Origin of the sequence: Streptomyces fructofermentans, from assembly GCF_014651055.1 — a bacterium.
Classification (GTDB): Bacteria; Actinomycetota; Actinomycetes; order Streptomycetales; family Streptomycetaceae; genus Streptomyces; species Streptomyces fructofermentans.
The window spans coordinates 17,935-30,800 of record NZ_BMWD01000034.1; the positions used below are offsets into that span (position 1 = coordinate 17,935).

12 protein-coding genes are annotated in these 12,866 nt (G+C 70.3%); 9 read left to right on the plus strand and 3 right to left on the minus strand.

The window, feature by feature from the left end:
- Positions 1 to 350: 350 nt before the first annotated feature.
- Positions 351 to 668 (minus strand): histone-like nucleoid-structuring protein Lsr2, encoded by a 318-nt coding sequence (locus IE265_RS33215; RefSeq protein ID WP_190039477.1) that lies wholly within the window; start codon positions 666 to 668, stop codon positions 351 to 353.
- 359 nt (positions 669 to 1,027) lie between these two features.
- Here IE265_RS33215 and purS point away from each other — a divergent pair, with 359 nt between their 5' ends.
- From purS to purM, 7 genes are all read left to right on the plus strand, one after another.
- The gene (purS, locus tag IE265_RS33220; RefSeq protein WP_190039478.1) at positions 1,028 to 1,294 is read left to right on the plus strand and encodes a phosphoribosylformylglycinamidine synthase subunit PurS; all 267 of its coding nucleotides are present in this window, start codon (positions 1,028 to 1,030) and stop codon (positions 1,292 to 1,294) included.
- The gene (purQ, locus tag IE265_RS33225; RefSeq protein ID WP_190039479.1) at positions 1,291 to 1,971 is read left to right on the plus strand and encodes a phosphoribosylformylglycinamidine synthase subunit PurQ; all 681 of its coding nucleotides are present in this window, start codon (positions 1,291 to 1,293) and stop codon (positions 1,969 to 1,971) included. The genes purS and purQ overlap by 4 nt, the downstream gene beginning before the upstream one ends.
- A complete protein-coding gene (gene purL, locus IE265_RS33230) occupies positions 1,968 to 4,226 on the plus strand; it encodes a phosphoribosylformylglycinamidine synthase subunit PurL (RefSeq protein ID WP_190039480.1) in 2,259 nt (752 codons plus the stop codon). Before purQ ends, purL begins: the two co-directional genes overlap by 4 nt.
- Before the next feature lie 633 nt (positions 4,227 to 4,859).
- Entirely contained in the window at positions 4,860 to 5,657 is a 798-nt protein-coding gene (locus IE265_RS33235) for a maleylpyruvate isomerase family mycothiol-dependent enzyme (RefSeq protein ID WP_190039481.1), read from the plus strand.
- A gap of 72 nt (positions 5,658 to 5,729) precedes the next feature.
- Positions 5,730 to 6,572: an META domain-containing protein gene (locus tag IE265_RS33240; RefSeq protein ID WP_190039482.1), complete on the plus strand. Its 843-nt coding sequence runs from the start codon at positions 5,730 to 5,732 to the stop codon at positions 6,570 to 6,572.
- A gap of 61 nt (positions 6,573 to 6,633) precedes the next feature.
- Positions 6,634 to 8,160 (plus strand): amidophosphoribosyltransferase, encoded by a 1,527-nt coding sequence (gene purF / locus IE265_RS33245; protein WP_190039483.1) that lies wholly within the window; start codon positions 6,634 to 6,636, stop codon positions 8,158 to 8,160.
- Between the two features lie 37 nt (positions 8,161 to 8,197).
- Positions 8,198 to 9,295 carry a phosphoribosylformylglycinamidine cyclo-ligase gene (gene purM, locus IE265_RS33250; protein WP_190039484.1) on the plus strand — a complete coding sequence of 366 codons (1,098 nt, stop codon included), beginning with the start codon at positions 8,198 to 8,200 and terminating at the stop codon, positions 9,293 to 9,295.
- Positions 9,296 to 9,402: 107 nt separating this feature from the next.
- Here the strand turns inward: purM and IE265_RS33255 are convergent, their stop codons facing one another.
- Together IE265_RS33255 and IE265_RS33260 are read right to left on the minus strand one after the other, a co-directional pair.
- On the minus strand, positions 9,403 to 9,654 hold the full coding sequence (locus IE265_RS33255; RefSeq protein WP_055613827.1) for a DUF3073 domain-containing protein: 252 nt from the start codon (positions 9,652 to 9,654) through the stop codon (positions 9,403 to 9,405).
- 290 nt (positions 9,655 to 9,944) lie between these two features.
- Complete coding sequence (locus IE265_RS33260) at positions 9,945 to 11,027, minus strand: Leu/Phe/Val dehydrogenase (RefSeq protein WP_190039485.1); 1,083 nt, start codon at positions 11,025 to 11,027, stop codon at positions 9,945 to 9,947.
- Positions 11,028 to 11,258: 231 nt separating this feature from the next.
- Here IE265_RS33260 and IE265_RS33265 point away from each other — a divergent pair, with 231 nt between their 5' ends.
- A complete protein-coding gene (locus IE265_RS33265) occupies positions 11,259 to 12,113 on the plus strand; it encodes a DUF8083 family protein (RefSeq protein WP_190039486.1) in 855 nt (284 codons plus the stop codon).
- 535 nt (positions 12,114 to 12,648) lie between these two features.
- Entirely contained in the window at positions 12,649 to 12,855 is a 207-nt protein-coding gene (bldC, locus tag IE265_RS33270) for a developmental transcriptional regulator BldC (RefSeq protein WP_003949541.1), read from the plus strand.
- Positions 12,856 to 12,866 lie beyond the last annotated feature (11 nt).

The following is a 12,866-nucleotide window of genomic DNA, read 5'->3' on the forward strand; positions in this document are numbered from 1 at the left end:
AGCCGGACATCCCGGAGGCTGCGGACCGGAGTCCGCCGCCCGGCACGCGACGGGTGACGGCCCGGCCGGACCCGTTCCGCGGCCGGGAATCCGCGCGCCCTGACTTCCCGTGCGCACGGGAAGTCAGGGCGACCACACGGCAGGAGGCCGTGGAGCGGGCGGGGCAGCCGCGGGACCGGGACGGAAGACCCGAAGTACCGAAGTGCCGAGGGGGCGGGGCGCCGGAACGATGGACGGGCGCGGGAGTTCCGGTGCCGGGCCGCGTCACCACGCCGCGTCACGCGGGTCCACCGCGCCGAGTCCGCCGTGCCCACCGCGTCAGGGGCGACCGGGCCGCCGGCGCGCAGGGCTCACTGGGCCGCGGCGAACGCCTCGTAGACCCGCTTGGGGATGCGTCCCCGGGCGGGCACGTCCATCTTGTTGGACTGGGCCCAGGCCCGGACGGCCGCCGGGTCGGGCGCGACCGCCGTCTGCTTGTAGGCCTTGCCGGAACGCGACCGCTTGCGGCCGGCCTCCAGGTAGGGCTCCAGGGCCGTCCGCAGTTTCTCGGCGTTGGCTTGATTCAGGTCGATCTCGTACGACTTGCCGTCCAGACCGAAGGCGATCGTTTCCGCCGCTTCCGAGCCGTCGATGTCGTCGAAGAGAGTGACTACGACACGCTGCGCCACGAATATCGGTCCCTTCGTGCGGCACCTCTCCCGCGACGCGCGATGACGTGCGGAGATGCCGACTGTCCGGCTGCTTTTATGAGCGATTGGGCAAAGTATCTGCTATTGCCAATTCCTTTGTACAGGGCTCGGCAATCCATTGTGAAGCTCGACTAAATCTCCTGGCGTGTCCCAGTGCAATAGGGGTCGGGGTCTCGATCCGGATCTTTCCCAGGATTTTCCGTGAAGGGGGCGGGTGGATAGCCCCCCGATGCGGAATCGTGATGGCCGTCACGTAGATTCCTACGAATCTACCCGCGTAGAAATTTTGTGCGGGTAGTCTGAAGGAACCTGCTCAGCACCACACACCGGGAGTGCCAGTGGCACGCGTCGTAGTCGACGTCATGCTCAAGCCGGAGATCCTCGACCCCCAGGGCCAGGCGGTGCAGCGTGCACTGCCGCGGCTTGGTTTCGAGGGCGTCTCCGACGTACGTCAGGGAAAGCGATTCGAACTGGAAGTGGACGGACCGGTGGACGACAGCGCCCTCGCCCGCATCCACGAACTCGCAGAATCCTTCCTCGCCAACACCGTGATCGAAGACTTCACCGTGAAGGTGGAGGACGTGAAGGCGGAGGCCGGGAAGTGACCGCTCGTATTGGAGTCGTCACTTTCCCCGGAAGCCTCGACGACCGGGACACCCAGCGCGCGATCAGGCTCGCCGGTGCCGAACCCGTGGCCCTCTGGCACAAGGACAAGGACCTCAAGCAGGTCGACGCCGTGGTGCTGCCGGGCGGATTCTCGTACGGCGACTATCTGCGCGCCGGAGCCATCTCGCGCTTCTCGCCGGTGATGGAGACCGTCATCGAGCAGGCGAAGTCCGGAATGCCGGTTCTCGGTATCTGCAATGGCTTCCAGGTCCTCACCGAGGCGCACCTGCTCCCGGGCGCGATGCTCGGCAACAACCACCTCCACTTCATCTGCCGTGACCAGAAGCTGCGGGTCGAGAACGCGGAGACGGCCTGGACCGCCGACTACGAGTCCGGCCAGGAGATCCACGTCCCGCTGAAGAACATGGACGGGCGGTACGTCGCCGACGAGCGCACCCTCGACATGCTGGAGGCGGAGGGCCGGGTCGCGTTCCGTTACGTGGACTTCAACCCGAACGGCTCGCTGCGCGACATCGCCGGCATCACGAACGAGGCGGGCAACGTGGTCGGCCTGATGCCGCACCCGGAGCACGCGGTCGAGCCGCTGATCGGCAGTGGCCGCACCGACGGCCTCCCCTTCTTCACCTCGATCCTCAAGAAGCTGGTCAACGCATGAGCCGCACGCCTCTGGACACGGTCGAGCACGCGGCCGGGACCCCCGACGTCGAGCTGCCCTGGGCCGAACTTGGCCTGAAGAAGGACGAGTACGAGCGGGTCGTGGAGATCCTCGGACGCCGGCCCACCGGCGCCGAACTCGCCATGTACTCGGTCATGTGGTCCGAGCACTGCTCGTACAAGTCCTCCAAGGTCCACCTCCGCCAGTTCGGTGAGAAGGCCCCGCAGTCCGACGCGCTGCTCGTCGGCATCGGCGAGAACGCCGGCGTCGTCGACGTCGGCCAGGGCTACGCGGTCACCTTCAAGGTCGAGTCGCACAACCACCCGTCGTACGTCGAGCCCTACCAGGGCGCGGCCACCGGCGTCGGCGGCATCGTGCGCGACATCATCGCCATGGGCGCCCGCCCGGTCGCGGTCGTGGACCCGCTGCGCTTCGGCGCGGCGGACCACCCCGACACCAAGCGCGTCCTGCCGGGCGTCGTCGCGGGCATCGGCGGCTACGGCAACTGCCTGGGCCTGCCGAACATCGGCGGCGAGGTCGTCTTCGACGCCTGCTACCAGGGCAACCCGCTGGTCAACGCCGGTGCCATCGGCGTCATGCGGCACGAGGACATCCACCTCGCGAAGGCGTCCGGCACGGGCAACAAGGTCATCCTGTACGGGGCCCGCACGGGCGGCGACGGCATCGGCGGCGCGTCGATCCTCGCCTCGGAGACCTTCGACGACGCCAAGCCGTCGAAGCGTCCCGCCGTCCAGGTCGGCGACCCCTTCCAGGAGAAGCTCCTCATCGAGTGCACCCTGGAGGCCTTCGCCGAGAAGCTGGTCGTCGGCATCCAGGACCTCGGCGCGGCGGGTCTGTCCTGCGCCACCAGCGAGCTGGCGTCCAACGGCTCCGGCGGCATGCGGGTCACCCTGGACGACGTACCGCTGCGCGACTCCACGCTCTCGCCCGAGGAAATCCTCATGAGCGAGTCGCAGGAGCGCATGTGCGCGGTCGTGGAGCCGGAGAAGGTCGACCGGTTCCTGGAGATCTGCGACAAGTGGGACGTCATCGCGACCGTCATCGGTGAGGTCACCGACGGCGACCGCCTGGAGATCTTCTGGCACGGCGGCAAGATCGTCGACGTCGACCCGCGCACGGTCGCGCACGACGGCCCGGTCTACGAGCGTCCGTACGCCCGTCCGTCCTGGCAGGACGCGCTCCAGGCCGACGACGCGAACAAGCTGCCCCGTCCGGCGACGGGCGAGGAGCTGAAGGACCAGGTCCTGCGGCTCGTCTCCTCCCCGAACCAGGCCTCCAAGTCCTGGATCACCTCCCAGTACGACCACTTCGTGCAGGGCAACACGGTGCTGGCGCAGCCCGAGGACTCGGGCATGATCCGCATCGACGAGGAGACCGGGCTCGGCGTCGCCATCGCCACCGACGGCAACGGCCGCTACACCAAGCTCGACCCGTACACGGGCGCGCAGCTCGCCCTGGCCGAGGCGTACCGCAACGTCGCCACGACCGGTGCCAAGCCGCTCGCCGTCTCCGACTGCCTGAACTTCGGCTCGCCCGAGGACCCGGCCGTCATGTGGCAGTTCGCCGAGGCGATCCGCGGTCTCGCCGACGGATGCCTCCAGCTCGGCACCCCGGTGACCGGCGGCAACGTCTCGCTCTACAACCAGACGGGCGAGGCGGCGATCCACCCGACGCCGGTCGTGGCCGTGCTGGGCGTCATCGACGACGTCGCCCGCCGCACCCCGGTCGCCTTCCAGGAGGAGGGCCAGCTCCTCTACCTGCTCGGTGACACCCGCGAGGAGTTCGGCGGCTCGGCCTGGTCGCAGGTCGTGCACGACCACCTGGGCGGTCTGCCGCCGAAGGTCGACCTGGAGCGGGAGCGGCTGCTCGCCGAGATCCTCATCTCGGCGTCCCGCGACGGCATGGTCGACTCCGCGCACGACCTGTCCGACGGCGGTCTGGTCCAGGCCGTGGTCGAGTCGGCGCTGCTCGGCGGCAAGGGCGCGCGGCTGGTCGTGCCCGACGGTCTCGACGCGTTCACCTTCCTGTTCTCGGAGTCTGCGGGCCGCGCGGTCGTCGCCGTCCCGCGTTCGGAGGAGCTCCGCTTCAACGACATGTGCGGTGCGCGGGGCCTCCCCGTCACCCGCATCGGTGTCGTGGACGGTGACGCGGTGGAGGTCCAGGGCGAGTTCACCCTCCCCCTGGCCGAACTGCGCACGGCGCACGAGGGGACGATCCCGGCGCTGCTCGCGTAGGGCGTCGCATCGGCAGACGCCGGAGGCCCGGTCCGCACCCAGGACCGGGCCTCCGGCCTGTCGCCCACCCGCCGGCCCTCCCGGCCCGGTACCGCCACCGCCGAACCCGGCGGATTCCACGACGCGGTGGCACCTCGTCACACCGTCACACCGTCACACCGTCGCGCGGTGCGGTACGCGGCCGGTGCGACGAGTCCCCTCACCGGCCGCCTTCGCCGAGGTCCGCGCGGGACCGCGGGGGTCACCGGGACACGGGACCACCGGACCCGCCGCCGTCGCTGCCGGTACCGGTCCCCCGGACCGATACCGAAACCGCCACGGCGCACGGGGCCGCCCCACCGAAGGCCTGCCCCGGTCTCCCTCCGGGGGACCGCCCGTCACTGACGAGCGCATGCCACGGAGACCCCCGCCCCCTGCATACCCGCCCTCGCCGCCGAGGCGGTGAGCCCGGGCCCGGCGGCAGGCGGCACCGCCTCCACCCGTTCCCCCGGCGCCCCCGGCCCACCGGTGCCCGCCGGGAGGACGGCACGAGGTCGCGGGGAGGCCGAGGCGGCGCATCGCGTCCCGCCCCGCGTCGGCGACGGTGGCGGCCGGCTGCGGACGTCCCGAGCGGCATCGCCTAGGCTCGCCGCCATGCCTCCGGCCAAGAAGCGCACCCGCAGCTACGACCCGGCGAGGATCCGCGCGGCGGTCCTCGCGCAGTTCGGGAACGTACGGGAGGCCGTACGCACACTCGACGGCGACAGCCTCGCCCGGCCCACCCGCCTCGGCGACTGGACCGTACGGGAGCTGGCCGTCCACCTGTCGATGGCGGTGGAGAGCGTGAGCCGCGGGCTGGACGCGGCCGAGCCCGCCGGCCCCGGGGTGGCCCTGCTGGACTGGCCGTTCGCCACCGCCGAACGGGCCGGTGAGGTGGACGAGGACGTGCACTCGCTCGCCGCTACCGAACCGGATCTCGACGCGCTGTACGCGCGCGCCCACGAACGGATCACCGCCCGGCTGGCCGGCGCCGCGGACGGACGGCCGGTGGCCACGCGGGTCGGGGCGATGACCCTCGCCGACCAGCTCGTCACCCGGACCGTGGAGCTGGTCGTCCACACGGACGACCTCAACGCGGCGCTGCCGGGACTCGACGTCCCGTACGACCGCCAGGCGCTCGCCGCCTGCACCCGGCTCCTCGCCGACGCGCTCGCGGTGAAGGCCCCCGGGGCCTCGACCGAGGTGCGCGTGCCGCCGTTCGCGGTGGTGCAGTGCGTGGCGGGACCCCGGCACACCCGCGGCACCCCGCCCAACGTCGTCGAGACGGACGCCCTGACGTGGATCCGGCTCGCGACCGGCCGTACGAGCTGGCGGGCGGCGCTCGACGATGCGGCCGTCAGGGCCAGCGGGGAGCGCGCCGACCTGGGCGGACTGCTGCCGATCATGGGCTGACCCCGGCTGTGCCGTTGCCCGGCCGTTACCCGGTGAGGGAACCAACCACCCCACCCGTCCCGTCAAAGCGGCATGCACACGCAGCGTCGAACCCTCAGCGTCCGAAGCAGCCTCGGTGTCCTGGCCGTCACCGGGCTGCTCGCCACCGCCGCCTGCGGAACGCAGAGCGGCGACGACCGCTCCTCCCCGGGCTCCGACTCCGTCGGGACCCGCAAGGCCGCGCCGATCACCGGCAAGTACTGGAGCGTGCGGAGCGTGACAGTCGACGGCAAGGAGCACGACGCCCCCGCCGGCGCCTACATCCGGTTCGCCGAGGACGGCACGGTGGGCGGCAACTACGGCTGCAACCACTTCGGTGCCGACGTCCGGATCAAGGGCGACACGATCAGGATCGGTGACGCCTTCAAGACGGAGATGGCCTGCACGGACGCGGCGGCGATGGCATTCGAGAACCGGCTCGGGAGCGCGGTCTCCGGCAGCACGCTCAAGGCGGAGGCCGACGGCGACGGACTGACACTCACCGCGCCGGACGGGAGCACCGTGAACCTGGAGGAGGAGAAGCCGGCCGAGCTGGTCGGCACCCGGTGGAACGTCACCTCCAGGGTCAAGAGCGGTTCGGCCGTGCCGCTGACCGAGGAGGCCAAGGACGACGTCGAACTCACATTCGGAAAGGACGGCACGGTCCGCGGCCGGCTCGGCTGCAACAGGGTGACCGCCGAGGCGACGGTGGGCGACGACAGCATCGCTCTGGGCAGGGCGGCCACCACCCGCAAAATGTGCTCCCCCTCACTCATGGAGACCGAGCGGGCCCTGCTCAAGCTGTTCGACGGCACGGTGAAGTACCAGGTGAAGCACCGCACCCTGACTCTGACCAGCGAAAACGGGACGGGGCTCGAAGCGGCCGCCGCCCGGTGATCCATCCGGGGCCCGCATCCCCAATTCGGACCAGTGGTCGATCTCGCCTACACTCGGTTGCGTGCCACGTGGTGACGGTCGACTCAGTCATGATCTGCTCCCCGGCGAGAAAGGCCCTCAGGACGCTTGCGGCGTCTTCGGGGTCTGGGCTCCCGGTGAAGAGGTCGCCAAGCTCACTTACTTCGGGCTCTACGCCCTCCAGCATCGGGGTCAGGAATCCGCGGGAATCGCGGTCAGCAACGGCTCCCAGATCCTCGTCTTCAAGGACATGGGCCTCGTGTCCCAGGTCTTCGACGAGACCTCTCTCGGTTCCCTCCAGGGTCACATCGCGGTCGGTCACGCCCGCTACTCGACGACGGGTGCCTCGGTCTGGGAGAACGCCCAGCCCACGTTCCGTGCCACCGCGCACGGTTCCATCGCCCTCGGACACAACGGCAACCTGGTCAACACGGCCGAGCTCGCCGGGATGGTGGCCGACCTCCCCAAGCAGGAGGGCCGCACCCCCCGGGTCGCGGCGACCAACGACACCGACCTCCTGACGGCGCTCCTCGCCGCCCAGGTCGGCGACGACGGCAAGCCGCTGACCATCGAGGAGGCCTCCGCCAAAATCCTCCCGCAGGTCCAGGGCGCCTTCTCGCTCGTCTTCATGGACGAGCACACGCTGTACGCGGCCCGCGACCCGCAGGGCATCCGTCCGCTGGTCCTCGGCCGGCTGGAGCGCGGCTGGGTCGTCGCCTCCGAGTCCGCCGCCCTCGACATCTGCGGTGCGGCCTACGTCCGTGAGATCGAGCCGGGCGAGTTCGTCGCCATCGACGAGAACGGTCTGCGCACCTCGCGATTCGCGGAAGCGAAGCCCAAGGGCTGCGTCTTCGAATACGTGTACCTGGCCCGTCCCGACACGGACATCGCCGGCCGGAACGTGTACCTCTCCCGGGTGGAGATGGGCCGCCGCCTGGCCAAGGAAGCCCCCGTCGACGCCGATCTGGTCATAGCGACCCCGGAATCGGGCACGCCCGCCGCGATCGGCTACGCCGAGGCGTCCGGCATCCCCTTCGGCGCCGGCCTGGTGAAGAACGCGTACGTCGGCAGGACCTTCATCCAGCCCTCGCAGACGATCCGCCAGCTCGGTATCCGGCTGAAGCTCAACCCGCTCAAGGAAGTCATCAAGGGCAAGCGCCTGGTCGTCGTGGACGACTCGATCGTGCGCGGCAACACCCAGCGCGCGCTGGTCCGGATGCTCCGCGAGGCGGGCGCGGCCGAGGTCCACATCCGGATCTCGTCGCCGCCCGTGAAGTGGCCCTGCTTCTTCGGCATCGACTTCGCGACCCGCGCCGAGCTGATCGCCAACGGCATGACCATCGAGGAGATCGGCACCTCGCTGGGCGCCGACTCCCTCTCGTACATCTCCCTCGACGGGATGATCGAGGCCACCGCCATCGACAAGCCGAACCTCTGCCGGGCCTGCTTCGACGGCGAGTACCCGATGGAGCTGCCCGACCCCGAGCTGCTGGGCAAGCAGCTCCTGGAGACCGAGCTGGCGGCGGGTCCCGCCGCCACGGCGGCGGCCGACGCGATCCGTCGTCCGTAAGCCCCGTACGTATCACCAACCCGAAAGATCCCAGGCAATGTCTGCTGTTCCTGATCAGTCGACTGCGTCGACGGGCCCCTCCGGTGCTTCCTACGCGGCCGCCGGCGTCGACATCGAAGCGGGCGACCGCGCCGTGGAGCTCATGAAGGAGTGGGTGAGGAAGACGCGGCGCCCCGAGGTCCTCGGCGGCATCGGCGGCTTCGCCGGCCTCTTCGACGCGTCCGCCCTGAAGCGGTTCGAGCGGCCTCTGCTCGCCTCCGCCACCGACGGCGTGGGCACCAAGGTCGACCTGGCCCGGCAGCTGGGCGTCTACGACACCATCGGCCACGACCTGGTCGCGATGGTCATGGACGACATCGTGGTGTGCGGCGCCGAGCCGCTCTTCATGACCGACTACATCTGCGTGGGCAAGGTCCACCCGGAGCGTGTGGCCGCGATCGTGAAGGGCATCGCCGAGGGCTGTGTCCTCGCGGGCTGCGCCCTCGTCGGCGGCGAGACGGCCGAGCACCCCGGCCTGCTGGGTCCCGACGACTTCGACGTCGCCGGCGCGGGCACGGGTGTCGTCGAGGCCGACCGGCTGCTCGGCGCGGATCGCATCCGTAAGGGTGACGCCGTGATCGCCATGGCGGCCTCCGGACTTCACTCGAACGGGTACTCGCTCGTGAGGCACGTCCTCTTCGAGCGGGCCTCGCTCACGCTCGACCAGCACATCGCGGAGTTCGGCCGCACGCTCGGCGAGGAGCTCCTTGAGCCCACCAAGATCTACTCGCTGGACTGCCTGGCCCTCACCCGTACGACCGATGTGCACGCCTTCTCGCACGTCACGGGCGGCGGACTGGCGGCCAACCTGGCCCGGGTCGTCCCGGACGGCCTGCACGCCGTCGTGGACCGCGAGACCTGGACCCCGGCACCCGTCTTCGATCTTGTCGGCACCACCGGCCGGGTCGAGCTCCTGGAGCTGGAGAAGACGCTCAACATGGGCGTCGGCATGATCGCGATCGTCCCCGAGGAGTCCGCGGATGTGGCGCTCGCCACACTGACGGACCGCGGCGTGGAGGCCTGGGTCGCGGGCGAGATCACCGACCGCGGCGACCACGCCACGGGAGCCGAGCTGATCGGTTCCTACGCGAAGTAGACGTCCTGAGGCCCCGGCTGACGCCGGGGCAGCACAAAACCCGGTCCGGCGCGAAATCGCCCCGGACCGGGTGAAGCGCAGCTAGATCGACGAGCTCAGCTGGAGCGTCAAGCGCCGCGGCGTTGAGACGTGGGACCGGACTCGTCGTCCTCGTCCTCGTCGTCGTTGTAGAGATCCGCGTACTGGGCGTACGGGTCGTCTTCCTCGTCGTCGTCCTCGAACGGCTCGCCATTCGGCGGCTGTTGCGAAGTCGAAGCGCCCAGCTCATTGGCCAGACGCGAGAGGTCAGTCCCGCCGCTGCTGTACTTCAGCTGGCGGGCGACCTTCGTCTGCTTGGCCTTTGCCCGGCCGCGCCCCATGGCTCGACCCCCTCGGATACGGGGCTCGACGGCCCCAGAGTCTTGACACGCGTTCATGATCTGGAACGGGCTCTCCGCGAAGAGACCGGTCCGTAGGGCTTCCACGGTACCTGAGCCCGCGCCCATACGGTACGTCGCCCGCAGGACGCGCCCGTGCCCAGGACCAGCGAGGTGCCCTGTACCCGCTGGTCAACCGCGATTTTAACCTCTTCTCGGCGAACGACCCGCCGACGAACGTGAGAGTTCTCTCCCACACCCGCCGACGGGTACCCCGCGGACGGCCGGGACCGTCAGGAGCGGCGGCCCTCCGCCATGCGGTGCTCGGCGATCCGGTCGGCCGCGGCGGCCGGCGGAATCCCGTCCTCCTTCGCACGTGCGAATATCGCCAGGGTGGTGTCGAAGATCTTCGCGGCCTTGGCCCTGCACCGCTCGAAGTCGAAGCCGTGCAGCTCGTCGGCGACCTGGATGACCCCGCCCGCGTTCACGACGTAGTCCGGCGCGTAGAGGATGCCGCGGTCGGCGAGGTCCTTCTCGACGCCCGGGTGCGCCAGCTGGTTGTTGGCCGCCCCGCAGACGATCCTCGCCGTGAGCACCGGCACGGACTCGTCGTGGAGGGCGCCGCCCAGGGCGCACGGCGCGTAGATGTCCAGACCCTCGACCCGGATCAGCGCGTCCGTGTCGGGGACGGCCGTCACGGCCGGGTGCCGGTCCAGGACGCGCCGCACGGACTCCTCGCGGACGTCCGTGACGACGACCTCGGCACCGTCCTGCAGGAGGTGCTCGACCAGGTGGTGGCCGACCTTGCCGACCCCGGCGACACCGACCTTGCGGCCGCGCAGCGACGGGTCGCCCCACAGGTGCTGGGCGGAGGCCCGCATGCCCTGGAAGACGCCGAAGGCCGTCAGGACCGACGAGTCGCCCGCGCCGCCGTTCTCGGGGGAGCGCCCGGTCGTCCAGCGGCACTCGCGCGCCACGACGTCCATGTCGGCCACGTAGGTGCCGACGTCGCAGGCGGTCACGTAGCGCCCGCCGAGCGAGGCGACGAACCGGCCGTACGCGAGGAGCAGCTCCTCGGTCTTGATCTGCTCGGGGTCACCGATGATCACGGCCTTGCCGCCGCCGTGGTCGAGGCCGGCCATGGCGTTCTTGTAGGACATCCCGCGTGCGAGGTTCAGCGCGTCGGAGACGGCCTCCTCCTCGCTCGCGTACGGGTAGAAGCGCGTGCCGCCGAGGGCCGGGCCCAGGGCGGTGGAGTGGATGGCGATGACGGCCTTGAGGCCACTGGCTCGGTCCTGGCAGAGCACGACTTGCTCGTGGCCACCCTGGTCCGTGCGGAACAGGGTGTGCAGGACGCCGTCGGTTGCTTCGGTCACTGTGGTGACTCCCGGGTACGTAGCGGCGGTCGGGACGGCCTCCGTACGGGTGGCGGAGGTCCGTGTGGCATGAGATTAGAGCCTGTCCGCGACAGCCATCCGCGCAGTGGTCGGGATCACCCCGCCACGGAGTACGGTCACCGGTGGGCGTGGGACGATTTGCCGGGGTTTCCCGTGCTCCGGTGTGCGGTTTCGTGGTTTTCCGTCAGGTCGGCGGGGGAGGGAGCAAGCGTGCCCAAGGTGTCCTCGCTGATCGTCCCGTACGCGTCCTACCTCCGCGTGTACGAACCGCTCGCGGCCTTCCCCGAGCCGGAGCGCGGCCACTGGGCCCGTTACGCGCGCAGGCCGGAGCGGCCCTCGTACCAGGACGAACTGCGCCGTTCACTGGCCGACTTGCTGCCCACCCCGCCGATCCCGGTGCCGGTGCACGAGAGCGGTGACGCCTTCGTCGCGGACGTGGACGGCGTGCTGTGCGTGTGCCCCTGGCGGACCCGGCTGCGCGGCTGGCAGGCCCTGGAGGGGCTGGGCGGGGAGCTTCCCGCGCCGGTCCTGGACGCCGTGCTGCCCGAGGTCGTGCGCCACCAGGCCGCGCAGGACTACGAGCGCTGGCTGGCCCGCAATCCCGACGCCCGGCCCTGGATCCGCACCTCGACGTGGCACGTACCCCTGAACTGGTTCGTGCTGGTGTCGGACGAGGAGCGGGAGTACGACAAGGGGACCGGCTCCGGGGGCGCGGAGGGGGCTCCCGTGCTCCGCTACCGGACGCCGATGGTGCAGGCGCGGCGGCGTGTGGCCCGGGGCCTGCGGGCGCTCAGGGAGGCGCTCGACGAGGGGCCGCTCATCGACGGCCTGGTGGACGTGGGCCGCTGGCTGGAGGAGTTCCACCCGCGCTCGCTGGTGGAGCTGGACTACGGCGGGCTGGTGCACGTCCTGACCGCCGGGCAGCTCGACGGCGACCACTCGGCCGCGGACGTGGCCGAGGGCATCGAGGCGCTGCGCGCGGGCGACGGGAGCGTGGCCGGCGAGGCGTACGGCCGGCTCGTGGAGCGGTGGCGCTCAGTGAGGGACCGTCGCTCCGCGAATTGAGGGTCGCGGGACGCCTGATGCGGTGGTTCACTCGTCCGTGTCGAGACCTCACCCGTTCGGGGCGACGATTCCCTCGTGTCACGGGATCTGACAGGACGTAAGTCCCTATCCGGTCTTACGGGGTAAGCGTGACGGACGGCACTAACGCGGACCTTGCGTCCAACACCACCCCTCATGCCAAAATAGGACAAGGAGTCCGGGGAGGACTCCATCTGCCCACGTGTGGGCGGAATCTCGGTATTGCGCGCTATGGGGGGTCTCGTGACTCCTGATCGCCCTGTGACTGATCGTCACAGAGGCGTGACTGTCCGCTATGGCATGGTCCATCGGCTTCCGTCGCTGATGAACACCTGGGAGGGCAATTCCATCGGTTTGGCCGACGTGGCTGGACAGATGGTGTAGTTGTAGTGCCGAGGACAAGCCGTTCGTCCTATAACCGACTCGACCCGCGTCCGCCATTTCGGGCAACGCGGGTCAAGGTGCAGAATTTAGAGGAAAGAACCGAGAAGGTTCGGTTCTCCCGAGGAGGCCGCTCATGACCGCTCGCACCCCTGATGCCGAGCCGCTGCTGACCCCGGCTGAGGTCGCCACGATGTTCCGCGTGGACCCGAAGACGGTCACGCGGTGGGCGAAGGCCGGCAAGCTCACTTCGATCCGCACGCTCGGCGGGCATCGCCGTTACCGCGAGGCCGAGGTACGTGCCCTGCTTGCGGGCATTCCGCAGCAGCGCAGCGAAGCCTGAACAACAACTTC

Excerpts from the sequence above, each read along its gene's own strand:
- bldC (WP_003949541.1), top strand. The coding sequence starts at position 12,649 with ATGACCGCTCGCACCCCTGATGCCGAGCCGCTGCTGACCCCGGCTGAG.
- IE265_RS33235 (WP_190039481.1), top strand. The coding sequence starts at position 4,860 with ATGCCTCCGGCCAAGAAGCGCACCCGCAGCTACGACCCGGCGAGGATC.
- IE265_RS33240 (WP_190039482.1), top strand. The coding sequence starts at position 5,730 with ATGCACACGCAGCGTCGAACCCTCAGCGTCCGAAGCAGCCTCGGTGTC.
- purM (WP_190039484.1), top strand. The coding sequence starts at position 8,198 with ATGTCTGCTGTTCCTGATCAGTCGACTGCGTCGACGGGCCCCTCCGGT.
- purL (WP_190039480.1), top strand. The coding sequence starts at position 1,968 with ATGAGCCGCACGCCTCTGGACACGGTCGAGCACGCGGCCGGGACCCCC.
- IE265_RS33255 (WP_055613827.1), bottom strand. The coding sequence starts at position 9,654 with ATGGGGCGCGGCCGGGCAAAGGCCAAGCAGACGAAGGTCGCCCGCCAG.